Raw genomic sequence first — 24,414 nt, 5'->3', positions numbered from 1 at the left:
TATCCAAGCGGTTGCCGTTTCTTCATCGGTTTCTATCGCTTTTTCTACTCCTATTTTAGCAATTTCTAAGAGTTGTTTGGATTTTGCTTTTAAAGCACTCTTAGAGTAAGGGTGTGATCGCTTTTAAAAGTTCTGTTAATTTATTTTCAACTATGTCCCATACCACATCCAAATCAAGCTGATCGTATTTATGAACAATGACATCTCGCATTCCAGCCATTTCTCGCCAAGGAATTTCTGGATGTTGTTGACGGAAGATTACAGAAAGACGTTTAGTCGCTTCACCAATAATGGTAATTTGGTAGAGGATGGCAGACAATTTTTCATCATTGTTTTCCAATTCTGATTTACCGATACCATCGGTATAGCGCAAAATACGTCTAATAGCATTTACAATGAGGCATATATAATCTGTGCTGATTCTAAAATGTTTTTACATCTTAGCCAGTTATCACTCCGTTTGAGTGCTGCTTTCACAATTAAATCTACTTTTCGATCAAAAATTGCTTGCAGTTCATCGCGCATTTGTAGGGTTTCGGTTAAACCTCGTTTAGCAGTTGGGGAAAAGGTAATTAAAATATCAATATCGCTATCTGAACGGAAATCTTCGCGTAAAACTGAACCAAATAATGCCAATTCGGTGACTTGCCACTTTTGACAAAAAGCTTTAATTTGTTCCATTGGTAGTTCTATTTTTGTGTTCATCAGATTAGTTTTACTCCCAAGCTTTCTAGTTGTTGGTTTATCCAAGCGGTGGCCGTTTCTTCATCGGTTTCTGTTGAATTTCCGTCTATTGACATGGTTTTCAAGTGCTTGAATAAAGATTTAATAGGGGAGCATTCTAACTTGAAAAGTTCACCAATTTCGCTCTAATAAATGTTCCTTTACAGCGTTTCTTCGATAGATGAGGTACGTTCTTGCGACTGAAATCCTTATTTACAAGTGTGAGTTGCTGATAGTTTTACATGACAGGTTCGGAAGAACCTATTTTATATATTTATTGCGTATTGTTAAGAAGCGTGTGAGATTGCCCTGGTCATGAGAAAATTTTTCTTTACACCTATCCCATCCTTAAATTATAAGTAAGAAAAAACATTTTTGGAGGACAATTGCAATGATCAACCCATCAAAAAAACTTATCCATTGTGGGGGGGGAGATAAAAACAACCTATCGTTTCTCTCTCGTGAAAAACTTGTTCTAGGGAGCGCGATTATCGGCGGTATTTTCTGCCTAGCTACAACCGCATCGGCGGCTACCTTCGAGACTACACCTTTTCAAATCCTGACGGTAAATTCCGAAACCCCAGCTGCGATTAATAAAGTTTTTTCTAGCATCCTTGTTAGTGGAGTTCTCTACAAGGCCGAGGTGTCTGGAGTGTTTACACCCGACTTCGCCTTCGGTCAGAGAGGCGAATTTTGGGATGTGGACGCTCGCTTCGTAAGCCGAGATAATTTCGCAACTGTTAACGATACTGATCCGAATTTCTTTAATTTCGATTTTGGTTTGTTCTCGACAGCTTTAGGCGGCGATGACGATGATTTCTGGGGAACTTATCAAGCTTCTGGCGTTTATTCCTACGAGTTTTTCGGTACGGGAAGTGCTATAGATTTCTACGTGAATGATATAGGCGCAGCCAGTGGCTTTGACAACCAGGGGACTTTTACGGTAAGACTCTTTCGCGAAGCGGTGGGTACACCGGAGCCATCTGGAGCGATCGGTTTAAGCCTATTAGGACTTGGTTTCGTCGCCGCTCGCTGGAAGCGGAAGTAACGAACCAAAGGACGGATTAGTATTATTCAATCCATCTCGGCTCGACTTAAGCGATCGCACTAGGACACTCGATCGATCTGCACATATACTAACCCATCCCGCACCTGCACCGGGTACGCTGGCAAAGGCAGATCGGCAACGGTCAAACATTCCCCCGTATCGAGACGGTACTGAAAATGATGGTGAGAACAAGTAGGGATATTATGGGTAAACGTTCCTGTAACCAGGGTTTGACTAATTCGTGATAGCGGAGAAGTCCGTAGATCACTTCGTCAGTCAGGGTGCTTTTTAAGGCAGGTAGGGCTTGACGATTTGAAATGACAGATTAACCTCGTTAGCGCCTCGCGATGGGGGGATTCGATCACTCTTTTGATTCCGATCGCCACTAACTGATGATGATCTTCCCAAGTTGAGAGATGCAGCCATGCTCGCTCCTTAGCAACGACTGATTAGCTCAATACCAATTAGCAAAGCGTGCAAGTCAGCCATAATCGTTTACTCTCCTAAATTGGCAACTTCAAAAAGTTCGTGGACGGTGCAAAAACTCTGATTGTATCTAGGTTTTACTTTTTCCTTGTTACTTTTTCCTTTTTACTTGGCATCAATTGTCCGTGACTCAATATCTGTAATAATCTAATACAGCCCTTGTAAACCTTCTTTAAGCTCTGGGTTTTCGTCTTGATCGAGATGCACAAAATCGCCCTTAGATGAGAATTAGTTTACAAAAATTTACATTTGGAGATAAGGAGCAATGAGTCAAGTTTCCAGTACAGATGTTCCCAATTTGGGTCGTCGTCAATTTATGAACCTGTTGACCTTTGGTACAATTACCGGAGTAGCGGCGGGGGCTTTGTATCCGATTGTTAAGTATTTTATTCCCCCCTCGGCCGGTGGTACAGGTGGCGGTGTCACCGCTAAAGATGCCCTAGGCAATGATGTGATTGTCAGTCAATTTCTGACCAGCCATAACGCTGGCGATCGCACCTTAGCCCAAGGTTTAAAAGGCGACCCCACCTATTTAGTCGTCCAAGAGGACAAAACCCTGGCCAACTACGGAATTAACGCCGTCTGTACCCACTTAGGTTGTGTGGTGCCTTGGAATGCCAGCGAAGAAAAATTCATGTGTCCTTGCCACGGTTCCCAGTACAATGCCGAAGGAAAAGTAGTTCGCGGTCCAGCGCCTCTATCCTTAGCCCTCGCCCATGCCAACGTCACCGATAATGATAAAGTCGTCTTCTCCACTTGGACGGAAACCGACTTCCGCACCGGCGAAGAACCCTGGTGGTCCTAGATTATTCAATGTGACGAGATTTGGAATTATTCAACCGATAGAGATGAGAACATTCAACTTTTTAAGCTTCCCGCAAGTCCACAGACAGGCCCTAGTGAAAGCTGTCCTCGTGGCGATCGCTACCGTTTCCCTACTCCTAACCAGCGATGTCATTAACCCCCAATCTGCCCAAGCATATCCTTTTTGGGCGCAACAAACCGCCCCGGAAACCCCCAGAGAAGCAACCGGTCGGATTGTCTGCGCGAACTGCCATTTAGCCCAAAAACCCGCCGAAATTGAAATCCCCCACTCGGTATTACCCGATAGCGTCTTTGAGGCAGTAGTAAAAATCCCCTACGATCCCGCCAGTCAACAGGTGTTAGGAGACGGATCGAAGGGGGGTTTAAACGTCGGTGCAGTCTTAATGCTACCGGATGGTTTTAAAATCGCGCCCCCCGATCGCATTCCCGAAGAAATGCAGGAAAAACTCGGTGGAGTCTATTTCCAATCCTACAAAGAAGGTCAAGATAACGTGGTTATCGTCGGCCCCTTACCCGGGGATCAATACAAAGAGATCGTTTTCCCCGTCCTGGCCCCCGATCCTAGCCAAAATAAAGGTATTCACTTCGGTAAATATGCTGTGCATTTAGGGGCCAATCGTGGTCGCGGTCAAGTGTACCCCACCGGTGAACCCAGCAATAATAACGCCTTCAAAGCTTCTACCGCAGGTACAATTAGCCAGATCAGCAAAACCGAAGCCGGTGGTTATGAAGTCACCATCACTTCCGAAGCTGGCCCCGTGGTGGAAAATATTCCCGCAGGTCCTGAGTTAATCGTCTCGGAAGGTCAAGCGATCGAAGTGGGACAATTTTTAACCAGTAACCCCAATGTTGGCGGTTTTGGTCAAAAAGAGACGGAAGTTGTCCTGCAAAATCCCGGCCGGATCAAAGGATTAGTTTTATTCCTCGGTGGTATTATGCTCTGCCAAATCCTCTTAGTTATTAAGAAAAAACAAGTGGAAACAGTACAAGCGGCCGAAATGAATTTCTAATCGCAATATTTCGGTTATTTTTGCTAGAAAGCGGGTTATTTGCCCGCTTTTTAGCTTTGAGTCAGGAAAACGCTCGCTGCCGTCTGATACAATCGGTTCAGCTTAACCGATAAGTGTCAATTTTTTATGAATCAGTCGCTTGTTCCAGTCATTCTCGCCGGTGGTAAAGGGGAACGTTTTTGGCCCCTCAGTCGTCTAGCGCGTCCGAAACAGTTTCTCTGTCTTGATGGTAGTGGTCGCAGTCTTTTACAAGCAACGGCCGATCGTCTATTATCTTTAGGGGCAGGTTGGGAAAATCTCTGGGTAATTACCGCTAGTGCGATCGCTGATGGTGTCCGCGAACAACTGCCCGATTTACCGGAGAGTAACCTATTAGTGGAACCGGTGGGCAAGGATACGGCCCCGGCTGTGACTTGGGCTACTTTAGAAGTGATAAAACGTTATGGTAAGGAAGTGGCGATCGGTTTTTTTCCTGCCGATCATTATATTAGTGATCAAGAGGCTTATATTAACACTTTAAAAGCGGCCGTAGAAGTGGCCGTCAGCCAAAAAGCGATCGTTACTTTAGGGATTAAACCCGATTATCCCTCCACCGGTTACGGTTATATCGAACAGGGAGAAAATCAAGGCGAATTTAATGGTTTACCCGTCTATAAAGTGAGTCGTTTTACGGAAAAACCCGATCGCACCACGGCCGAAAAATTCCTAGAAACGGGACTTTTTAGCTGGAATAGCGGAATGTTTATCTTTCAGGGACAAGTGGTTTTAGAGGAGCTAAAAACCCACGCTAATAATATTTTACAACCTCTGATCGATCGGGGCATCGCTGCCTATGAGGATTTAGAGAAAAAAAGTATCGATTATGCTTTGATGGAAAAAACCCAACTCGCTTACGTTTTACCCGCTAATTTTGGTTGGGATGATCTGGGAGATTGGAATTCTCTGGAAAGATTACTAGAAGCAAAGGGCAAAAATATTGAACTGGCCAATCATGTCGGTTTGGACACGGAAGGCTCTATTATCTATGCTAGTGATGAGGAGGAAGTGATCGTTACTATTGGTTTAAAAGATCTGGTAATTGTTCGCGACGGTAAAGCAACTCTCGTTGTCCACAAAGATCGTACCCAAGATATTAAACAAGTTCTCAAGCACTTACAAACCGATCCCAAATTGGAGAAATTGTTATAGGATTGATATTAGTTACCAGCTTTTTCAGTAATCAGTGATCAGTAAACAGTAATCAGTGAAAAGACAGTAGAAAACCTCTATTTAAGTAAGTAGTTATAATTAAATTGAAGATAGATTTTGTCTCTGATCCCCCCTGCCCCCCTTGATAAGGGGGGTGTCGATCCCCCCTTAGTCCCCCCTTGATAAGGGGGGTATTTGATAATTTTTAACGCCTACCTACTTAATACTGCTAACTTAAAACTCAAATCTGATCACTGGTAACTTACCCACTGATAACTGATAACTGATCACTGATAACTGATAATACCGTGTTCTCACTACCCCAAACCAGTCAAAGACAAAAAGAAATCCTTGAGATAGTTCTCGGCAACGGTTGGGACTATATGCGCGGGGTTTTAACCCTAGGAAAAACAGAAAATCCCCAGATTCCCACCCCAGAAGTTCTCAAAAAAATCCTCGTGGAATTGGGTCCTTTTTATGTCAAATTGGGACAGTTACTTAGTACCCGTCCCGATCTGCTACCTGCTAATTATATCGAGGCTTTAACTGCCCTACAAGCGCAAGTTCCTCCCGTTGCTTGGACAGATATAGAAATAGTCATCACCGAACAGTTAGCAAAACCGATCGAACAGGTATTTAAATATATTAATCCCCAACCGATCGCCGCAGGCTCGATCGGGCAAATTCATCGGGCAACTTTATTATCTGGGGAGGAAGTAGCGATTAAAGTCTTGCGTCCGGGGATTGAAAAAATTGTCGCCCAAGATAGTGCCTTAATTAAGGGAATTGCTGATTTAGTTGCCCTCACAGAATTTGGTCAAAGTTACGACGTTGTTAACTTAGCAGAGGAGTTTATTAAGGCAGTCAATGCGGAATTAGATTTCACCCAAGAAGGTCATTATACCGACCAATTGCGCTATAATTTAACCCAGAGTCGGTGGTCAGAACCCAAACAGTTAGTTATTCCTAAAATTTATTGGGACTTAACTAATTCCAAGATATTAGTGTTAGAATGGTTAGAGGGAAAACAAATTTTAGAGGCCGATGTTTCTAGACCGCCAACTGAGCAAGCAATTTCCCAAAGAAAAAGCGAAATAACTAGGATTTTGTTTCGGTCATTTTTTCAACAAATTTATATTGATGGCTTCTTTCATGCCGATCCTCATCCGGGTAATATTTTCTATCTTGACGATGGTAGAGTAGCTTTAATTGACTGTGGTATGGTGGGCAGATTAGACCCGCAAACTCAACAAATTTTAACAGAATTGTTATTAGCAATTGTTGACTTAGATGCGAAAAGATGCAGTCAGCTAACTATTAAACTATCCGAGTCAGTAGTCCCGATTACTTTAGTACAATTAGAGGTGGATTATGAGCGGATGCTGCGAAAATATTATAACCTCAATTTAAATCAAATTAACTTTAGTGAGGTGGTTTATGAACTTTTGCAAATTGCCCGTCGCAATAGAATTAAACTTCCGGGTAATTTAGGTTTATTCGCCAAAAGTCTCGCTAATCTAGAAGGAACTGCCCGAAAATTTAATCCTGATATTAATATCCTGGAAGAAGTCAAACCGCTATTAACTAATATTCTCGAACAACAGTTAATCGGTAGCACTCCCCTACAAACTGCCCTAAGAACAGTTTTAGACTTGAAATCTTTTTCCCTGAAATATCCCCGTCAAATCGAAGTTTTACTAGATGGTTTAACCTCGGAAACTTTAAATGTTAATCTGAAAATTCGCGACTTAGATAATCTCCGTCGCAGTTTAGATAATTCCGCCAATCGACTAGCTTTTAGTGTGATTATTGGTTCCTTAATTATCGGGGCCGCCATTGTCACAGCCAGCACCCAATCTCGGCAATTAACTATTATTAGTACCGTATTATTTGCTACAGCTAGTTTTATCGGTTTATGGTTAGTTGTCGGTATCCTGCGATCGGGAAGATTGCGCTAGAAATTATCGCGATTAAATTAAGATTTGTTGTTGTAAAAATTTCGCCCACCGACTGGCCAATTCAACTTCAGTAAAGGGAATTTTTTCAGGCGATCGCTCCTTAAAAATAAATTCTAGGCAAGGGGAACCTTGGGGGGGAAGAGCATCTAAATCCACCACTTGATTATTAACTAGCAGACGGATTTCTTTGACCTCCTCTAGGGAAAAAGTTTGTAAATTAATCACTCCCTTACGAGTTGGCTTTCCCCAAGTGATAATTTTATCTTTTTGACCTAAGACAGAATATATATCATACTTAGCTCGCTCGAAGTTTTCCGCCCATTCTCGATAGATTTCCACTTTTTGGTATTCATTCCAACCACTCCAAGCCAACCAAATAAACAGAATTAATAAAGGTGTCCACAATAACCCGCGTTCCATAAACTATCGCCCCAAAATACCAGTCAATTAATCCTATTTTATGCTAATTTGCAGCTAGGAATTATTAGCCGTCAGCCTTGAATCAGTGATCAGTCATCAGATGTGAGTTTTCAGTTGACTTGCTGATTCGGAAAAAAAAGGGCAGACGAAAGCCTACCCTAGAATTAATAATTAGTCAATCAAACCTTAGACATCGTAGTAGAGAGAGAACTCGTAGGGGTGGGGACGTAAGCGCATCGGGTTAACTTCGTTATCGAGTTTGTAGGTGATCCAGTTTTGGATAAAGTCTTCGGTAAAAACACCAGAATCGGTCAAGAAAGCGTGATCTTTTTCGAGACTTTCCAGAGCTGCTTCTAGAGAACCGGGGGTAGAGGGTATTTTTGACAATTCTTCGGGGCTGAGTTCGTAGATATCCACATCGAGGGGTTCCCCTGGTTCAATTTGATTTTTAATCCCATCGATACCGGCACAGAGCATGGCGGCAAAAGCGAGGTAGGGGTTAGAAGTGGCATCAGGACAACGGAATTCTAAACGTTTGGCTTTTGGGTTGCTTCCCGATAAAGGAATCCGAATCGAAGCGGAGCGATTACCTTGGGAGTAGGCCAGGTTTACAGGGGCCTCAAAACCGGGGACGAGACGCTTGTAAGAGTTGGTGGTGGGGTTAGTTAAAGCTAAGAGAGCGGGAGCGTGTCTAAGCAAACCACCGATGTAGTACAGTGCCATTTGGCTAAGTCCGGCGTATTTATCCCCAGCGAACAGGGGTTGACCATCTTTCCAGATAGACTGGTGAACGTGCATCCCGGAACCATTATCACCAAAGATGGGTTTGGGCATAAAGGTGACGGTTTTACCGTATTTCTTGGCCACGTTCTTAATGCAGTATTTATAGGTCATCAAGTAGTCGGCAGCCCGTACTAGGGTAGAGAATTTAATCCCTAGCTCGTTTTGACCACCAGTGGCGACTTCATGGTGATGTTTTTCGATGGGAACTCCGCAGTCGGCCATGGTTAAGAGCATTTCCGTGCGGATATCTTGAGAGGTGTCGGTGGGACTAACGGGGAAATAACCCTGTTTGTAGGCGGGTTTATAGGCAAGATTTCCTTCTTTTTCGTCTTTACCGCTATTCCAACGACCTTCGACACTATCCATGTAGTAATAGCCCGAGTTGGCGGTTTGGTCGAAACGAGCGCTATCAAAGAGGAAAAATTCCGCTTCCGGTCCAAAATATACGGTATCACCTAAACCGGTAGTGCTAAGATAATCGATCGCTTTCTGAGCAATAGAGCGAGGATCGCGGCTATACCATTCACCGGTTCTCGGTTCTTTGATGCTACAGATCATACTTAGGGTAGGTTCCTTGTAGAAGGGATCGATCCAAGCAGTGGTAGGATCGGGAACCATGGCCATATCGGATTCGTTAATTGCTTTCCAACCGCGAATACTGGAACCATCGAAGGCAACACCATCACTGAAAGAGCTTTCATCGATTTGATCGTAGTAGAACGAGCAATGTTGCCAAATACCTGGCATATCAATAAATTTCAGGTCGATAATCTTAATATTGTTGTCCTGAATCATTTTCAAGACTTCTTGTGGCGTTTCGGGCATGGAAAACTCCTTTGACGTATGGATCAGTTCTTAAGCTTCTCAAAAAATCCATCCTAAACAGTCACTTTGGCCGGTTTTGTATTTTTCGATACAAAATCTTGAATCCTAGCTTGAAAAAATCTGTAATTTCCTTGGTCTGCCGCAAAAGCTAACTTGGCAGCAAATCCTGAAGCAGCGGAAGGAGATTTTGAGGACGATAATTGGGATCAGCCTTAAGTCGTTCGACCACACTACCATGAACGGCAACTTTTGCCGATTTTATCGGTCGCCATGCCTCGCCACCTAAAGCATACAAACCGGTCACTCTATTATCAAATTTAGTGGTTGGCTCTGGTTTAATCTGGAATTCCTCACCATACTTTTCAGTTAAATCAAACTCCAATCCTAACTTTTTAGCCTCGTCGATCATCCATTTTAAAGTACAATCCGATAGCCCCCGATATTTTTCGGTTCCCCCACCAATACAGCCATGTTCACCGGCAAAGAACACTTGTTGGACTACTTGTTCGGGATTTTTTTCATTTTTCTCCATGGCAGTGGAAGGAAAACTTTTGCGTTTCTCATCAATGGCAACTGCATGAAAGGCATTTTCCACAATCGGACTTAGTCTGGCATCGAAAAATTCATACTTCCGATTCCAGAGTTTATCCAAGGATAGCCAAGGCACCACATCAGGAACACCTAATGCTCCCACCGTATCCCAGCACCCTAACATTTTGATAGGTACACGATACTGTAAATAATCTTGTTCGGTATCTATCTTTTTGCTGTTATCTTGGCGGAATTTTTGATATTCTGGAGCATTTGGACTAATTTTAAAATTTCGATAAAGCTGATAAGCTTTAGGCAATTCGCGGATCTTGGAACGACTCAATAAACCACATTTATAGATCATACCTGCTAAACAACGAACTATATAGGCCCCCCGACTAAAGCCCACTAGGTAAATTTCGTCTTCAGCCTCTACATTATAATTCATACACAAAAAGCGATAGGCATCTTGAATAATTCTGTCAATTCCCCAGCCAAAGGCACCCCCGCCTAAACGTTCGATTAAATTATCATCTTCTGCCGTGCCAGATCCTGATATATAATGGACAATCTGTGGCGTTTGATCATCGGCGCTGTGTTTAACTAAGCGGGCAAATTTGACCACATTCGTAGGATAGGAACTTGCCAGTTGATTCCAAGTCCCATCACAGCAAACAACTAAACGTTTTTTCTTGCTTGTATGGGATGGTTTAGTAGGTTCGCTATTGTCGGCCCCAGATAATTGTGAATCTTTCCGGTCCTCTTTGTCGGTTGACTGGATTTGATCTCCTTTGTCGCTAGTTACAGATAGTTCGGGTTTTGCTGGAGTGGCGATTGAACCACCTACCTGACCTAATTCTACCGGTTGAGATAGTTGAGTTTGAATCGGCAGTTGCTCTTGCTGCCAAGTGGCACCATTAATTGTGCCTTTATTGTCATTACTTGTTTGATCTTTAGCGATATTTTCTGAACCTTCATTGAGAGGCCAATATGCTACTAATCCGGTTTCATTTCCTTTTAATCTCTGGTACATATCCCTTTGCAGCTCCGATTCCAGTCGGGCGGTATTCCACACCCTCACTTCCGTCATTTGACCTTCAAAGTAACCATCATTAGTCCAGTTACTCTTACCTATATAGTTTAGGGTTCGGTTTAGGTTATCTGGAAGGCTTAATTGTTTACTTTGGATTAATTGACCATTTTTATACAATTTGGCCATCCCCGACTGATCAATGGTAGCTCCTATATGAGTCCACTTACCAATTTCTAAGACATTTGCGGCTTCTAAGATGTGATGTTCATTGTTACAATACAGATGTAGTCCTAGGGCGTTAGATGTTCCCACATTTCCCAAAACAATGTTATTTTTCCCGGCTCCATTCCCGAAATCAATAATTCTTGACCAAAAGCGCCAACTCTGGTGCTGTACCCAAGCTTCTACGGTAAACCCCTGGGAATAGTCGGTATTGGCAGCGGGCAACTGTATATAATCATCTATTCCATCAAATGTCAGAACAGATTGGCCTGTAACTTCAGATTGTTGACTGCTATTCATCGAAAAATTGGGTCTGAAACCCCCTCCTTTTAGAACGTTTTTAATTTGAATACTAGCGCATTTACACGATATAGGCTAGAATGTGATGCCATTTTTCTAAAGTAGTGGCAGAGATGGTTAATTCCCCACCCCCCCTGCCCTACCCCGACATCGGGGGGGTCGGGAGGCAAGGGGAGGCGGGGGTGAGGGACACGAACCAAGAAAAATGGTATAACTGCCAATCCAACTTGAAAAACCCAGTTAGGTATTGTTCCACAACTTGCCAATCCTAGAGCTTTTAAACGGGATTTAGTCTAACAAAGCCCATAGACAACAGCTTATCTGGCTGACGACCGGCGGCTAAAAATTAACCTTGCAAGAAAACTTAACAATTGGCCAAGAAACTCGATCGAGTAGGTAGAATAGCAAGTAAATCATTTTGTAAACTCCACCCGATTAACTAACCAGAATAGAGATAACCAAGAACGCCTGTGATAGATAAAAGACGCACTACTCGCGATCTCCCCCAAATTAACGAAAGAATCCGCTTTCCTGAAATCCGCGTTATCGATAGCGACGGCTCTCAACTAGGAATTATTACTCCTGCCGAAGCTTTGCGCGTGGCCGAAGAAAAGGAACTTGATCTAGTCCTTGTCAGTGAAACGGCAAGTCCTCCCGTTTGCCGGATTATGGACTATGGCAAATACAAGTTTGAACAGGAGAAAAAAGCCCGCGAAGCCAAGAAAAAACAGCATACAGCCGATATAAAAGAAGTTAAAATGCGCTATAAAATCGATGAGCATGACTACAACGTGCGAGTCAACCAAGCGCAACGTTTTTTAAAAGCGGGAGATAAGGTAAAAGCGACGATTACCTTCCGAGGCCGGGAAATTCAACACTCTAACCTAGCGGAAGAATTACTGGCGCGCATGGCCAAAGACTTACAGGATGTGGCTGAGGTACAGCAAGCGCCAAAAAAAGAAGGTCGTAACATGATGATGATGTTATCGCCGAAAAAATAACTAAATAATCCAGAAAAAGGGGCTAAAACCCCTTTTTTGTTTTTCAGAAATCCCCAAAGGAACCCAATCATTTGAAACAAATGTATTAACCAGATTTTGACTCAATTCGCCGAATCGCCACCACTGCCGGCCGGGGAGGTTGATTAACTTGACCACTGGGCCAATTCGACCCTAGGGGGACTTGTCGTATTTGTTCAAATTCCTGCCCATTAGTGGTTTTCAGGGCAAATTTTCGGTTTTCAAAGGCCAAATCCCGACGAATTCCCCCCGCTTCCCCCGGATGTTGTACTGCCAAAAATAACGTCTCTTGGTCGGGAGTAAAGTACAATCCCGTTAATTCCGCATCCATGGGAGCGATAGCAAAAGGATAGGGATGCTCTTGACCCTTGGCAAACACCCAAGCGCTATTATTACCAAAAATCCCCAATAAATCCCGTTGACTAACCGGGACTCCTTGGGGATAACGAGTTTTCATCTCTCGATTTAACCCACCCGTGGAAATGTCGCTAACCATCCAGAGATTTCCCTGTTTATCGAAAGCGAGGTTATCGGGATTAGAAAAACCCTCACCTTTCTCTGTCGGTTCCCCTCCATAAGCGACCACATCCCAACGAAAACTTAAGGAAGCAGCATCGTTGTTATCTTCCCTTAAGCTGATAATCCAACCAAATTCGTAGGGGATTTCGCCATTTGGTCCCTTAAATATCTCCCTATCGGCTCCTCCCTCCGCTTCACTGGGACTACCAGAGGTAAAGGTTATATATAAAGTGCCATTCTCGTCCACTTCCGTATCTTCTGGCCGACCAGTACAAGTGATACCAACTGCGTTAGCGGCAAAATGAGCATCGATGAGAATTGCTCCCTGTTTTTCCGTCCCATTACCTTCATACAGGTCTGCGAGGGTCTTATATTTAGCTTTGTAGGCTAGAATCTCCTCATCGTCCTTAAATAGCAGTAATTTAGTCTCATTGGCCGTTCTTTCGGGATTTGGCAAAGCTACCACCCCATCCCCGCGACTAGCGGCAATTTGACTCGGTAGGACCGGATTTATCTCCGTGTCGGGATTTAATGGTATCCAATAACCAGTTTTATCGGGGTTGAATTTCGCCCCGTAGAGCATTCCTTTTTCTAGGAGTTTTGAGTTATTTTTCTGCTTAATATCGCTAATTTTGCCCTCGGAAACGAATTTATAGATATGACCGCCTCTGCGATCGCATCCCGAATAAACTGCCAAGGGTTGCCCCGTCCGAGCGAGAAAAGCGACCGCTTCATGGCGAAAACGCCCTAACCAAGTGTGTTTTGTGCCGTAATCGTCGGGATTGGCCGGATCCACCTCCACCATCCAACCGTATTTATTTCCCGCTAACCCAAAGACGTTACCCCGGCCATCCACTTCCCCACTATTGAGAATAAAGGGAGTAGTATCGGGATGCAAGGAGGAACCATCTTTTAACACTACCTCCGTCACTTGGTCTTGAAAGTTCTCCTCGGCACTAAATACGGTTCCCCAGGGAGTTGTTCCCCCGGCGCAATTTTGAAACGTTCCGATAATTTTTGCCCCTAATCCGTCATCGTAGCCAAGTTTATCGGTTTTGGTAAAAATTGCTACAGCAGGACCGGTCGCTTTTAGGTAACGGCCGTCCTTTAGTCCAGAGATACCGGTAATGCGGCGATCGGCTTTACTATAGGTACGTTGCCATTTTCCTGTTGCATCTTTCGCCAGGGAAATTACGCCAATTCCCTGATCAATTAAACCTTCTAGGGATATTTCCGCAATTTTTGCCTTTAAGCTGGCATCTTGCAGGCTATAGGCGGCAATTTCACCCTTTTCGTTCGTTTTTTCCCGTACTTCCTTGACGGGTAGGGTTTTACCAATCACTTGTTCAAAGGTTTGTAGCCAAGTACGACCACTGATATATTCAAAATTAACGGTTAGATAACCTTGACCCCCACTGGTTTCGATAAAAGATAGATAATCATTGTTATAACCGAAACGGGAATCACCCACTGCATCCCCCCACTGGGCCAGCACATCATAGGTGAATCCTTGCGGAAGAACGAGATCATCTAGGACTGTATAGGTTTGATAGGCACTTTTTTGGCTTTCATCGCTCATCCCGTCAATTTTTAAGGGAATTGGCAGTTTGACTGGGACAAAGTTGAAGCCGAAATTATTAGCAGCGATCGCAGGACTGCTAATCAGAGAGGAATATTTTTTCTCTTGCAGACTGAAAAAAGAGACACCAGCAGTGGCAGTTAAAAAGGTGAGGAAATTACGGCGAGAAATACTCATATTTTCATTAATAAAGTCAAAACTGATACTCGGACTTTGATTAGGTTAAATTTTATTACAGACCCTTGACATAGGGATTATACAGTATCCAAGTTATGACTAAGTTAACAGCCAGTTAAAAAGCTCTCCTGCAAAAATAAAAAATCTTCCGTTAGGTGAGGAGATTCGGAGACAGGAGCAGAAAAAAGAGGTAAGAAAATCCCATCCCTCCCTCGGACATTAGATCAAAGTTTATTTCTTGCTTTAGTTGCTGCCGAACATTGATTTTAAGATCATCTCGGTAAATTCCCTCATCGGAACCAAGCAACTGGGAGAAATGTTATTTTCTCAGGCAAATCTGAGAGGATTATCTAGAAATATCTATATTACATTTCACCCATCGGTATGCTTTACCGAAATACTGGTTAGATGAAAAACAAGCAAGACAAGCTTTATTAAAACGCGGTGAAACAGTAAACAGTGATCAGTAAACAGTAAACGGTTGTAAGCTGATAGCTAGATTGTCAGTTAACAGAAATCGATGCAAAGTTCACTGAAAAGGATCATCATCGGGGCGAGTTTTTTTCTCGCTACGGTAGTCGGGGCAACTATCGGTTATATGGCCTACGGTTGGAGTTTTCTCGATGCCGTTTATATGGTGATTATCACCATATTTGGGGTAGGTTTCGGGGAAGTTAAACCGATTAACACACCCAGTCTGAGAGCTTTTACCATGTTAGTTATCGTCTGTGGGACCACCTCGGCCGTTTATGTGGTGGGGGGGTTTTTTCAGATGCTGACCGAGGGAGAAATTAACAAAGCCTTTAGCGATCGCCGGATGAATAAAGAGATGGAATCCTTAGAAAATCACGTCATAATCTGCGGTTTTGGGCGCATAGGACGCATCCTAACGACTAAATTGGCAAAAACAGCCCAATCCTTTATTATCGTCGATAATAACCCCGATCGCATTGGATTAGCTCAGGAAAAAGGCTACTTAACTCTTAATGGTAACGCTACCGATGAAAGCATTCTCCAAAAAGCCGGCATCGACAAAGCGCGAGTTTTAGCGACGGTATTACCCGATGATGCCTTAAATGTCTTCATCACTTTAACCGCAAGAGAACTCAGTCCGCAACTATACATTATCGCCAGGGGAGAATATCCCAGCACCGAGAAAAAATTAAAACTAGCCGGAGCCGATCAAGTGGTCTTACCTGCTACCATTGGAGCGGAGAGAATGGCCCATTTAATCACCCATCCGGCCGCAATCGATTTTTTACAGGAAGATGAAGGTAGGCGCAATCTCAACGAATTATTAGCCGATATCGATATGCAATTTGAAGAATACTCGATTTTAAGCGATTCGCCCTTTTTGGGACAACCTATCAGTCAGATGGAAGTGCGGGGACAGGGTGCTTTTATTATCGTCGCTATCCGTCAATTTGATGGTGGTGTCATCACCCATCCCGACCATTCCACCATTCTACAGCAAGGCGATACGGTCATTTTATTAGGTCATCGGGGCGATGTTCCCAATTTTGCCCGTCGTTATGCCTTGCGTCGAGAAATGCGCTATCGAGGGTCTTCTTGGTAGGATAGTTACCCAGAAAAAAGTTGAGCTTTTCTGGAATTAATTTCGCTGCCGATGGAGATAAGACTAACTCACTAATTATCTCCAGGGACAGCTATGAAATTAACCTATCGCGGCATTGTTTACAAGAAAAATCCCACTGCCACCGTTGCATCCAGTCCGCTGATTTTAGGCTATCGTGGTGTTCCCTATTTAAAAACCCGTGGTGTCGTTCAAACCATTGAGAAACTGGTAGCCGTTACCTATCGCGGTCAAGCCTATAATATCACTCAGTCTTTAGCTTCTTTGCCCATGTAAGAACCCTCTTTAAGTTTTTAACTTCTAGTTCTTTTTCAATCAATCTCTTTTAAATATTGTCAATTAATGATCACAGCAATTACCTTAAATGGATTTTATCTTCCCCCTTGCTCAAAGGGGGATTTTTTTACTTGTTTTTGCTAACAAAGAATATATATTCATAGTTAAGCAAATTAATTACAGGCAGTTCCCCAGTCCTGGTGTTCCCCCTTTCCAGATTCTGAATTTAATTTTGTCGAACTGCTGATGGTTATCAGTTTTTTGTAGAATAGGGAGATTGAGAAAACGAACATCTGCCATTATGACAAGATTCCCTTTGACTGGTCGCTACTCTGGTTTATGCGTCTTGCTCACTTTATTCTGGTTAAGCGGTCAATCTTTACCAGTGCGAGCGGAAAAAATCTATAATCCCGTCCCCCTCATCCTCAACAAAGAAATTAACGATACTCTCACCGACAAGGATATTCCCACGGGTGAGGGGGGGTTTGCCAGAGATTATACCGTAGATTTGGACAAGGATGATCAGGTGGCCATCGATCTCAAGTCAGAAAATTTTGATGGGGTGTTAATTCTCCTGGCTGACGATGGTTCCACTGTAGCAGAAAATGACGATGGTCCCGATGGTGGCACTAATGCCCTCCTCTTTGCGCGCATTACCGAGTCGGGTAAATATATTATTCGGGTGAGAGCTTTCGGAGAAACCGGTGGAGGAAAATTTACCCTGAAATTAACCCGTTTACGGGCCGTGGAGGGCAAAAATTAGCTAATTATTCTCAAAAAAACCAAGAAAAGAGCCTCTGTCCACTCCACCACCGCACCGTAGGTATCGCCGGTGTGACCCCGAAGACGACGATATAACCAGTAACCAGTAAGCAGAGCGAGGGCGATTCCAGCACTAATGGCGATTATTCCCCACCTTAGACCGCCAAATAGGGCGATTAAACCCCAAATTACTCCCCCACAGTCCCAAGGCAGACAAAAAGCCACTTTATGAAAGGCTCCCTTACCGGTGGGTTTGAGGTAGGGATAAAGAGCGATCGCCATTACTTGCCCCCAACGTCCCCAAATTGGTGCTAAAATTAGAGCTAAGGCTCGATTATCGCTTAAATCGGTCAAAGCGGCGATTTTTAGCAGCAAAACCATAGTCACGGCCATGACTCCAAAGGCCCCAGTAACACTATCGGCCATAACCGCTAAACGACGCTGGGGGTCGGTGACAGCTAAACCATCGGCCGTGTCACTAACTCCATCAAGGTGTAGTCCTCCCGTCAGATAAACCCAAACCCCCACAAGGACAACTGCACGAGTCAGGGGTGGCATTCCCAGACCAGCTAGAGTTATATCGAGCAAAACTAGAATTAAACCCAAAAATAAGCCCACTAAGGGAATCCATCGGGCAATTCTGCCAAAATCAGGCCAGGCAATCGGAACCGGAATAATTGTGTAAAAAGCGATCGCGCCTAAAAATGAGCGAATTTCTTGACAAATGAAGTTAAATATGGTAGTAAATCCCTCCCCAAATTCGCTCCCGTAATGGGATCGTTTCTCATAAAGATGAAGTATAACCTAATTTTGTATCGGCCACCCTGTGGGATTTTCAAAACATGAGAACGCCTATAATAATTCGGCATAACACGGTTACTTGTCATTTTATAGGAAAAGTTCTTGCGATCGCTCTATAGGAGAGTAATAGGCGGAAATTTTTTAAAAAATGCGTATTTGGCGTGATATGTGGAAAGTTTCCGTATATTATGTAGTTAGACCGCAGTCTTTTAGTGGTAGCGGTTCTGTCTGCCTTGGGGCTGCAATTGGCAGCAGGTTGAGTTCATAGCTGTGGCTAAAATATGAAAAAGAAAATACGACAATTTATTCGACAACTAGGTTTCGACATCGTTAAGTACTATCCCTCAGCATTTGATCGAGCTAAGGCGATTGATGCTCAACGTAAAGGCTCACGATTTTTGAAGCTATTGACCCTCTATGAAGTTGACTTGGTTTTAGATGTAGGAGCAAACATTGGGCAATATGCTCAGGGTCTTATTGAAATTGGGTATCAAGGTAAAATTGTTTCCTTTGAGCCTCTCTCATCTGCTTATGAGAAGCTAGTTATTGCAAGTAAGAACTACCCTAACTGGGAAGTTGCAGAACGTTGCGCGGTTGGCAATACAACTGGTGAAGCCACAATTAATATTTCTGGTAATTCTGAAAGTAGTTCAATACTGGGTATCTTACCTGCTCATGTAGACGCGGCTCGTAGATCAGCTTACATTGATTCTGAAGTAGTCAAGGTGAGGCGGTTAGATGAACTAGTGAGCCACTGCTTTTCCAATTTCCAAGCGCCGTTTCTCAAAATTGATACACAAGGGTATGAAGATAGAGTTCTGCAAGGTGCATCAGGAATTCTACCCTCAATTAAAGGAATGTTTTTAGAAATGTCTTTGGTTCCTCTATATGAAGACCAAGTGCTGTTTGAGGAGATGCTAAGCAATATTAATGAAATGGGGTTTTCCCTTTATAACTTGACTCCTGGATTTTATGATTATCGTACAGGAAGACTGCTTCAGGTAATGGGGACATTTTTTAGAGATAAGGAGCAGTTTTAGATGAGATCACTTTGAGTGTTTTCACCCACCGGCTATTGAGTGCGATCGCCGTAGGGTGCGTTCCCTAAAGTGGCTCCTACTGCTCCACTGATCGATTTTTGGGGAACGCACCCTGCACATTTTGGTGTAGGTCGTTGGCGATAACTCTATGATGCGGGGAATTGTTGATCAAAACTGTGAGGCGATATCCTGTATAGTTAACTGTGTAGCGATTGTCATCCTTCACCTATGACCACTCTCCCCCCCGTTAATGCCGCTAGTGACATAGAAAATCGTAAAGCCGAACATTTGCGAGTTTGTCTGGAAGAAGACGTAGAATTTAGCGAAATTAGCAGCGGATTAGAGAAATATCGCTTTAATCACTGCTGTTTGCCAGAACTAGACCGCAGTGATCTTAATATCGCTACTAGCTTTTTGGGCAAAAGCCTCGGCGCCCCTCTGTTGATTTCTTCGATGACCGGGGGAACTACCTTAGCCCATCTAGTCAATACTCGACTGGCAACCGTCGCCCAACGTTACCGTTTAGCTATGGGGGTTGGGTCCCAACGTATCGCCCTCGAACAGCCAGAATTAGCCGCCACTTTTTCCGTTCGCCATCTCGCCCCCGATATCCTACTTTTGGCCAATTTAGGGGCAGTACAGTTAAATTATGGTTGTGGTGTGGAAGAATGCCTCAAATTAGTCGATTTATTAGAGGCTGATGCCCTGATTCTTCATCTTAATCCCCTGCAAGAATGGGTACAATCGGGAGGCGATAAAAATTTTCGAGGACTCCTTGACAAAATCGCCCTTGTCTGCTCTAAATTGCCCGTTCCTGTGGTGGCCAAGGAAGTGGGTAACGGCATCTCCGGGGCAATGGCTGAAAAGTTAATAGAGGCGGGGGTGGCGGCGATTGATGTGGCGGGGGCTGGCGGTACTTCTTGGGCCAAGGTGGAAAGTCAAAGGGCAAAAGACAAAAAACAGCGTCATTTAGGTCAAGTTTTTGCCGATTGGGGTTTACCCACAGCCGATTGTATTACCTCTATCCGGGCGATTAATTCTACTATTCCTCTCATCGCTTCCGGAGGCCTGAAAAATGGGGTCGATATTGCCAAAGCTATCGCTTTAGGGGCTGATTTAGGCGGTTTAGCCCGGCCTTTTCTCACCGCAGCCGTGGCATCGGAGGCGGCGGTAGATGAGTTGGTGACTTTTTTAATTGCTGAATTAGAAATTGCTTTATTCTGTACGGGTAATGCTAATTTATCGGCCTTAAAAAATTCCGGTGCTATAACTCACCATTAAGATAAGTAGTCGTGCAAAATTAATTTCCTAGTGAAGATAGGCAAGAGGCAAGAGACAAGAGGCAAGAGGTGGTTAGATATGTGTAATTAATTTTGCTTAGGTACTTAACTGCTGTATCCGAGATTTTATCTCACTATGCGGGAGCGTTTCAGCAGTAAACATTTTTTAGTAAAGTCACTACCAGTTTGGATAATTGAGGAGCTTTTTAGTTTTATCTGACTCTTTTGTTGTTAAAGTAATTAATCTCTTCTTAACTAATAGAAGGTTTTTGCATCATTTTTAACTAATGTAACAAGTAGATGACCTATCCCCAATTATGTGCTAGTCTGGCAATGGATATTACACTACTTAGACTCCCAGTGATTTTCTTAAATGTCAATAGCTAATTAATTACAGCCTTTCTCGTCAAGGTGAAGCGGAGACTAATCCTTACCAATTAGGTGTTTCAGATGCGAGAAAGAACCTCATGTATCTGGTAAACGCTGTATCCACAAGTGAGGAATAGGAAAATGTCCGGTGATAATAAAAACAATAGTTTAATCGTACAGATTATTAGTTCTGTTATTATAGCCCTTCTTGCTGGAGCGACAGCCCCCTGGTGGTGGCAAGAAATTAAATCTTTTTTTGCTCGTAAACCACCGGAACCGTCACTAACACCAATACCAACCCCTACATATACGCCACAAAAAACCTTAATTAATATAGCTTATCTGGGGGATAATTTTGGATGTGTTCTGCCCATAGCTATCAACATTAGTGGTCAATATTTTTATCCGCAAGGAAATTTTTCTACTATAAATAATATTGACTTAGGACAACAAAGATATCAAATAACTGGACAAATTCGTTGTCAAACTATTGGCAATTGTCAAGTCTATGGGGAAGGGTTAATTAATGTAATACCAAATAATACCTACTATGTGATTTGGCAAAATACAAGTATAGGTCAATGTACTGCACGTTTGCAATAACCTTGCTTGTTGCTTGGCAAAATACCAGTATCTTCTTTTTCCTTTTTCCCTTGAAACTGACTCCCCGATGATAGTCTATAAGCTAACGACTACTTACTGATAATTTTTTGAAAATCTCTTTGAATGATAGCGAAATTTTTGTCAGTTAAAAGCGGCACATGAACGAATAAAGCCCTCGGATGATGTTTTAAGACTTGAAAATATAATTCTTCGCAGACAAACTGACCGGCATTATCGCTGATGTAGGTATAGGCAAGCTCTTTGACCAAATCCTGAAGAGGAATTGGTGTCAATAACTTTTTTGTGCTACTCCTAGCCTGAGATTCTAAACTTAAACGATAACGACTTTCTGCCATGCCACAACAAATAACAAAATCGGGGTTTTTGTCTTGAATAGCTTTGATAACTCGTTCACTGGCTCGATGGGTATTAACGGGAAGTTGACGCAAAAATAAAAGCTTTTTTGCATAATTATCTTGAATAGATACTAACAAATCATCGGAGGAATTACTGCGGTGATGGCATAACCAAGGCGCAAAAGAAGTTAAGAGAATTGTCAAGTTATCTCCTGAGGGTTAATTGGGATGATGGAGAAAAAAAGCGATCGAAGGGACAAAAATTGCTACACTAACTGACGTGACCTCAATTAAAGACGAGATTGATAGCCTATGCAACGCCGTAAATTTTTGCTGATTAGTGGCAGTTTAGGCGGTTTTAGCTTGGTGGCTTGCGCTCATCAGATTTTACAGCCCGTTACTTCCAAAAATCCCCCTGAGTCTCCCGTTAAACAAGCACAAAAGGCGAAAAAAGTCAAGATAATCGTCATTAGTGACCTTAATAGTCAATACGGTTCCACTACTTACGATCCCGAAATCGATCGAGCTATCCCCTTAATTATCAATCATAAACCCGATCTGGTTCTCTGTGGTGGCGACATGGTGGCAGGACAAAAAAGCAGCTTGACAGAGGCAGCAATTAACGCCATGTGGTCAGCCTTTGATCACCATATCGCTGCACCCCTGCGAGCTGCTAAAATACCTTTTGCTTTTACCATCGGTAATCATGACGCTTCTGGAGCTTTATCGACGGGAAAATTTATCTATGCTAAAGAGAGGAAATTAGCCCAGGATTATTGGCAAAATCCCCAACATAATACAAGTTTAAATTTTATCGATAAAACTGGCTTTCCTTTTTATTATACTTTCACTCAAAATGGTATATTCTATCTAGTTTGGGATGCCTCCACTCATTTAATCTCTCGGGAACAACTAAATTGGGCGGCAAAAAACTTGAGTAGTAGCGACGCTAAAAATGCTAAAATGCGGTTAGTAATCGGTCATTTACCTCTCTACGGTATTGCCGTGGGCAGAAATCGACCGGGGGATTATTTAGCCGATGCCGAGCAATTAAGAGCCTTTTTAGAAAGCCATCAGGTGCATACTTATATTAGTGGCCACGCTCACGCTTACTATCCGGGTAAACGGGGGCAATTACAATTATTACACGCAGGAGCTTTAGGCAGTGGACCGCGACGGTTATTGAACAGTGAACAAGCACCCAGAAAAACCCTAACAATTGTCGATATTAATCCCAATCAACAGGAAACAGTTTACACCACCTACGACATGAAAACCCAAGAGGCGATCGATATTACCAGTTTACCCCCTTTGATTATGGCTCCCAACGGGCAGGTTTTGCGTCGAGATATTCCATCGGTTAACTAGAAAGGAATTACCCTAATGGCCACTGTCATCAGCACCGTTAATATGAAAGGAGGAGTAGGAAAAACTACCCTTACCGTCAACCTTGCCACCTGTTTAGCTAAATTTCAGCAAAAACGAGTGCTTGTCCTCGATTTAGACGCTCAAATCAGTGCAACTCTTAGTTTAATGTCCCCCCATGAATTTGCTCAACTGCGTCGCAAAAAACGCACTTTAAGCTATTTGTTAGAAGCAATTATCAAACCCAATCCCTACAATAAATTAACTATTGATGATATTATTGTCCCTTCAGTATGTGAAATTCAAGGATTAGATTTACTGCCGGGAGACATCGAGCTTTATGATGAATATGTCGTCTCAGAAACCCTGCACCATCAAGCAATTCTAGAGGAAGATTTAGGCTTTGATCATGCTTGGAATAACCTAGAAAGAATCCTAATTCAAAAAATCATTGACCCCATTCAAGACCGTTACGATTATATTATCATGGATTGCGCTCCGGGCTATAATCTTTTAACTCGTAGTGGTCTATGTAGCAGTCATTTTTATTTACTACCTGCCCGTCCAGAACCCTTATCAATTGTCGGCATTCAGCTATTAGAAAGAAGAATAGTGAAACTGAAAGCTAGTCATCAAGAAACCGAACCGATTAACCCCGGGTTACTCGGTATAGTTTTTATTCTTTCTGGTGGTGGTTTACTCAGTCGCTACTATAATCAAGTCATGCGCCGGGTACAACAGGATTTTCAAGCCCATCAAATTTTTGCTAATGCGATTCCTATGGATGTTAATGTAGCTAAAGCTGTGGATATGTTCGTGCCTGCGGTGGCAGCCATGCCCTCTTCTAGTGGGTCCAAAGCTTTTATGAAACTCACAGAAGAATTCTTGATCAAAACCAAAAAATAGGAGATAATTACTATGGTTATTGAGTGGCTAGAATTTCAAGTTAAACCCGAAGCTAGGGAAAAATTTATCCAAAAAGATCAAGAAATTTGGACAAATTTTTTAGCAAAACAAGCGGGTTTTTTAGGTAAAGAACTTTGGATTAATCCCGCCATTGAGGAGGAATTAATTATCGTTGTCCATTGGCAAACAGAAGAACAGTGGAAAGCTATCTCCAAAAATTTACTCAATGAGACCGAAGCCAAATTTTCCTTGTCCATGGGAAAAGATAATTATCAATTAACCAAAGTCAAGGAATTTCAAGTCAGAAAATTCCGAGAAAATTGTCAGAACAATTTAGTATCTATGCAGCCCGGATAAAAAATCAATTCATCTTTTTGTCCCCTGTCAACCTAGCCAAACTTGTCATGAGGGGCTAA

24 protein-coding genes are annotated in these 24,414 nt (G+C 43.0%); 15 read left to right on the top strand and 9 right to left on the bottom strand.

Annotated elements, in window-relative coordinates:
* Window positions 1–100: 100 nt before the first annotated feature.
* Window positions 101–421 carry a DUF86 domain-containing protein gene (locus B5D77_RS15540; RefSeq protein ID WP_106909157.1) on the bottom strand — a complete coding sequence of 107 codons (321 nt, stop codon included), beginning with the start codon at window positions 419–421 and terminating at the stop codon, window positions 101–103.
* Entirely contained in the window at window positions 391–681 is a 291-nt protein-coding gene (locus B5D77_RS15535) for a nucleotidyltransferase family protein (protein WP_106910011.1), read from the bottom strand. Before B5D77_RS15535 ends, B5D77_RS15540 begins: the two co-directional genes overlap by 31 nt.
* Window positions 682–1,114: 433 nt before the next feature.
* On the opposite strand from B5D77_RS15535, the gene B5D77_RS15530 reads away from it, so the two are divergent.
* The gene (locus B5D77_RS15530; RefSeq protein ID WP_106909156.1) at window positions 1,115–1,771 is read left to right on the top strand and encodes a PEP-CTERM sorting domain-containing protein; all 657 of its coding nucleotides are present in this window, start codon (window positions 1,115–1,117) and stop codon (window positions 1,769–1,771) included.
* A 59-nt stretch (window positions 1,772–1,830) separates the two neighbouring features.
* Here the strand turns inward: B5D77_RS15530 and B5D77_RS27760 are convergent, their stop codons facing one another.
* Complete coding sequence (locus B5D77_RS27760; RefSeq protein ID WP_255348764.1) at window positions 1,831–1,971, bottom strand: nitrite reductase (NAD(P)H) small subunit; 141 nt, start codon at window positions 1,969–1,971, stop codon at window positions 1,831–1,833.
* Between the two features lie 551 nt (window positions 1,972–2,522).
* Between B5D77_RS27760 and petC the strand changes: the two genes are divergently transcribed.
* The 4 genes from petC to B5D77_RS15500 all read left to right on the top strand — a co-directional run bounded on the left by petC (window position 2,523) and on the right by B5D77_RS15500 (window position 7,238).
* Entirely contained in the window at window positions 2,523–3,062 is a 540-nt protein-coding gene (gene petC / locus B5D77_RS15515) for a cytochrome b6-f complex iron-sulfur subunit (protein ID WP_106909154.1), read from the top strand.
* A gap of 43 nt (window positions 3,063–3,105) precedes the next feature.
* On the top strand, window positions 3,106–4,092 hold the full coding sequence (gene petA / locus B5D77_RS15510) for a cytochrome f (protein ID WP_002754684.1): 987 nt from the start codon (window positions 3,106–3,108) through the stop codon (window positions 4,090–4,092).
* Window positions 4,093–4,218: 126 nt separating this feature from the next.
* Complete coding sequence (locus tag B5D77_RS15505; protein WP_106909153.1) at window positions 4,219–5,280, top strand: mannose-1-phosphate guanylyltransferase; 1,062 nt, start codon at window positions 4,219–4,221, stop codon at window positions 5,278–5,280.
* Between the two features lie 308 nt (window positions 5,281–5,588).
* On the top strand, window positions 5,589–7,238 hold the full coding sequence (locus B5D77_RS15500) for an AarF/ABC1/UbiB kinase family protein (protein ID WP_008206509.1): 1,650 nt from the start codon (window positions 5,589–5,591) through the stop codon (window positions 7,236–7,238).
* Window positions 7,239–7,250: 12 nt separating this feature from the next.
* On the opposite strand, the gene B5D77_RS15495 is transcribed toward B5D77_RS15500, so the two are convergent.
* From B5D77_RS15495 to B5D77_RS15485, 3 genes are all read right to left on the bottom strand, one after another.
* Complete coding sequence (locus B5D77_RS15495) at window positions 7,251–7,658, bottom strand: hypothetical protein (protein WP_106909152.1); 408 nt, start codon at window positions 7,656–7,658, stop codon at window positions 7,251–7,253.
* A 186-nt stretch (window positions 7,659–7,844) separates the two neighbouring features.
* Window positions 7,845–9,266 (bottom strand): type I glutamate--ammonia ligase, encoded by a 1,422-nt coding sequence (glnA, locus tag B5D77_RS15490; protein ID WP_008206517.1) that lies wholly within the window; start codon window positions 9,264–9,266, stop codon window positions 7,845–7,847.
* Between the two features lie 148 nt (window positions 9,267–9,414).
* Window positions 9,415–11,352: a phospholipase effector Tle1 domain-containing protein gene (locus tag B5D77_RS15485; protein WP_106909151.1), complete on the bottom strand. Its 1,938-nt coding sequence runs from the start codon at window positions 11,350–11,352 to the stop codon at window positions 9,415–9,417.
* A 470-nt stretch (window positions 11,353–11,822) separates the two neighbouring features.
* On the opposite strand from B5D77_RS15485, the gene infC reads away from it, so the two are divergent.
* Window positions 11,823–12,353, top strand: a complete 531-nt coding sequence (gene infC, locus B5D77_RS15480) for a translation initiation factor IF-3 (protein WP_002797889.1) — start codon at window positions 11,823–11,825, stop codon at window positions 12,351–12,353.
* Between the two features lie 85 nt (window positions 12,354–12,438).
* Here the strand turns inward: infC and B5D77_RS15475 are convergent, their stop codons facing one another.
* Window positions 12,439–14,646: a PhoX family phosphatase gene (locus B5D77_RS15475; protein WP_106909150.1), complete on the bottom strand. Its 2,208-nt coding sequence runs from the start codon at window positions 14,644–14,646 to the stop codon at window positions 12,439–12,441.
* Between the two features lie 520 nt (window positions 14,647–15,166).
* Here B5D77_RS15475 and B5D77_RS15470 point away from each other — a divergent pair.
* The 3 genes from B5D77_RS15470 (at window position 15,167) to B5D77_RS15460 (ending at window position 17,279) form a co-directional block, all read left to right on the top strand.
* On the top strand, window positions 15,167–16,222 hold the full coding sequence (locus tag B5D77_RS15470) for a TrkA family potassium uptake protein (RefSeq protein WP_008206521.1): 1,056 nt from the start codon (window positions 15,167–15,169) through the stop codon (window positions 16,220–16,222).
* Window positions 16,223–16,315: 93 nt separating this feature from the next.
* The gene (locus B5D77_RS15465; RefSeq protein ID WP_008206522.1) at window positions 16,316–16,516 is read left to right on the top strand and encodes a DUF4278 domain-containing protein; all 201 of its coding nucleotides are present in this window, start codon (window positions 16,316–16,318) and stop codon (window positions 16,514–16,516) included.
* Window positions 16,517–16,817: 301 nt separating this feature from the next.
* Entirely contained in the window at window positions 16,818–17,279 is a 462-nt protein-coding gene (locus B5D77_RS15460; RefSeq protein WP_002766150.1) for a PPC domain-containing protein, read from the top strand.
* Here the strand turns inward: B5D77_RS15460 and cobS are convergent.
* The gene (gene cobS, locus B5D77_RS15455) at window positions 17,276–18,016 is read right to left on the bottom strand and encodes an adenosylcobinamide-GDP ribazoletransferase (RefSeq protein WP_039900593.1); all 741 of its coding nucleotides are present in this window, start codon (window positions 18,014–18,016) and stop codon (window positions 17,276–17,278) included. The genes B5D77_RS15460 and cobS overlap by 4 nt on opposite strands.
* 344 nt (window positions 18,017–18,360) lie before the next feature.
* Between cobS and B5D77_RS15450 the strand changes: the two genes are divergently transcribed.
* From B5D77_RS15450 to B5D77_RS15440, 3 genes are all read left to right on the top strand, one after another.
* A complete protein-coding gene (locus tag B5D77_RS15450; protein WP_008206524.1) occupies window positions 18,361–19,119 on the top strand; it encodes an FkbM family methyltransferase in 759 nt (252 codons plus the stop codon).
* 228 nt (window positions 19,120–19,347) lie between these two features.
* Window positions 19,348–20,400 carry a type 2 isopentenyl-diphosphate Delta-isomerase gene (fni, locus tag B5D77_RS15445; RefSeq protein ID WP_008206525.1) on the top strand — a complete coding sequence of 351 codons (1,053 nt, stop codon included), beginning with the start codon at window positions 19,348–19,350 and terminating at the stop codon, window positions 20,398–20,400.
* Between the two features lie 509 nt (window positions 20,401–20,909).
* Window positions 20,910–21,371, top strand: coding sequence for a hypothetical protein (locus B5D77_RS15440; RefSeq protein WP_008206526.1), 462 nt, complete (start codon window positions 20,910–20,912; stop codon window positions 21,369–21,371).
* A gap of 89 nt (window positions 21,372–21,460) precedes the next feature.
* Here the strand turns inward: B5D77_RS15440 and B5D77_RS15435 are convergent, their stop codons facing one another.
* Window positions 21,461–21,931: a pyroglutamyl-peptidase gene (locus B5D77_RS15435; RefSeq protein WP_008206527.1), complete on the bottom strand. Its 471-nt coding sequence runs from the start codon at window positions 21,929–21,931 to the stop codon at window positions 21,461–21,463.
* A 108-nt stretch (window positions 21,932–22,039) separates the two neighbouring features.
* Between B5D77_RS15435 and B5D77_RS15430 the strand changes: the two genes are divergently transcribed.
* The 3 genes from B5D77_RS15430 to B5D77_RS15420 are packed head-to-tail and all read left to right on the top strand — an operon-like array spanning window position 22,040 to window position 24,355.
* The gene (locus B5D77_RS15430) at window positions 22,040–23,095 is read left to right on the top strand and encodes a metallophosphoesterase (protein WP_008206530.1); all 1,056 of its coding nucleotides are present in this window, start codon (window positions 22,040–22,042) and stop codon (window positions 23,093–23,095) included.
* A 15-nt stretch (window positions 23,096–23,110) separates the two neighbouring features.
* Window positions 23,111–23,998, top strand: coding sequence for a ParA family protein (locus tag B5D77_RS15425; RefSeq protein WP_008206532.1), 888 nt, complete (start codon window positions 23,111–23,113; stop codon window positions 23,996–23,998).
* Window positions 23,999–24,010: 12 nt separating this feature from the next.
* Entirely contained in the window at window positions 24,011–24,355 is a 345-nt protein-coding gene (locus tag B5D77_RS15420; protein ID WP_106909149.1) for a TIGR03792 family protein, read from the top strand.
* The last annotated feature ends 59 nt before the right edge of the window (window positions 24,356–24,414 follow it).

The sequence above is a fragment of the Microcystis sp. MC19 genome (assembly GCF_003019735.1).
In the GTDB taxonomy this organism is placed as follows: Bacteria; Cyanobacteriota; Cyanobacteriia; order Cyanobacteriales; family Microcystaceae; genus Microcystis.
Note: the sequence above shows the minus strand (reverse complement) of the source record. Positions and strands in the feature narration are given on the sequence as shown.

Bases quoted from the DNA above. Each gene is read 5' to 3' on its own strand.
- B5D77_RS15535 (WP_106910011.1), bottom strand. From the start codon at position 681: ATGGAACAAATTAAAGCTTTTTGTCAAAAGTGGCAAGTCACCGAATTG.
- B5D77_RS15530 (WP_106909156.1), top strand. From the start codon at position 1,115: ATGATCAACCCATCAAAAAAACTTATCCATTGTGGGGGGGGAGATAAA.
- petC (WP_106909154.1), top strand. From the start codon at position 2,523: ATGAGTCAAGTTTCCAGTACAGATGTTCCCAATTTGGGTCGTCGTCAA.
- petA (WP_002754684.1), top strand. From the start codon at position 3,106: ATGAGAACATTCAACTTTTTAAGCTTCCCGCAAGTCCACAGACAGGCC.
- B5D77_RS15505 (WP_106909153.1), top strand. From the start codon at position 4,219: ATGAATCAGTCGCTTGTTCCAGTCATTCTCGCCGGTGGTAAAGGGGAA.
- B5D77_RS15495 (WP_106909152.1), bottom strand. From the start codon at position 7,658: ATGGAACGCGGGTTATTGTGGACACCTTTATTAATTCTGTTTATTTGG.
- glnA (WP_008206517.1), bottom strand. From the start codon at position 9,266: ATGCCCGAAACGCCACAAGAAGTCTTGAAAATGATTCAGGACAACAAT.
- B5D77_RS15485 (WP_106909151.1), bottom strand. From the start codon at position 11,352: ATGAATAGCAGTCAACAATCTGAAGTTACAGGCCAATCTGTTCTGACA.
- B5D77_RS15475 (WP_106909150.1), bottom strand. From the start codon at position 14,646: ATGAGTATTTCTCGCCGTAATTTCCTCACCTTTTTAACTGCCACTGCT.
- B5D77_RS15470 (WP_008206521.1), top strand. From the start codon at position 15,167: ATGCAAAGTTCACTGAAAAGGATCATCATCGGGGCGAGTTTTTTTCTC.
- B5D77_RS15465 (WP_008206522.1), top strand. From the start codon at position 16,316: ATGAAATTAACCTATCGCGGCATTGTTTACAAGAAAAATCCCACTGCC.
- B5D77_RS15460 (WP_002766150.1), top strand. From the start codon at position 16,818: ATGACAAGATTCCCTTTGACTGGTCGCTACTCTGGTTTATGCGTCTTG.
- B5D77_RS15450 (WP_008206524.1), top strand. From the start codon at position 18,361: ATGAAAAAGAAAATACGACAATTTATTCGACAACTAGGTTTCGACATC.
- fni (WP_008206525.1), top strand. From the start codon at position 19,348: ATGACCACTCTCCCCCCCGTTAATGCCGCTAGTGACATAGAAAATCGT.
- B5D77_RS15440 (WP_008206526.1), top strand. From the start codon at position 20,910: ATGTCCGGTGATAATAAAAACAATAGTTTAATCGTACAGATTATTAGT.
- B5D77_RS15430 (WP_008206530.1), top strand. From the start codon at position 22,040: ATGCAACGCCGTAAATTTTTGCTGATTAGTGGCAGTTTAGGCGGTTTT.
- B5D77_RS15425 (WP_008206532.1), top strand. From the start codon at position 23,111: ATGGCCACTGTCATCAGCACCGTTAATATGAAAGGAGGAGTAGGAAAA.
- B5D77_RS15420 (WP_106909149.1), top strand. From the start codon at position 24,011: ATGGTTATTGAGTGGCTAGAATTTCAAGTTAAACCCGAAGCTAGGGAA.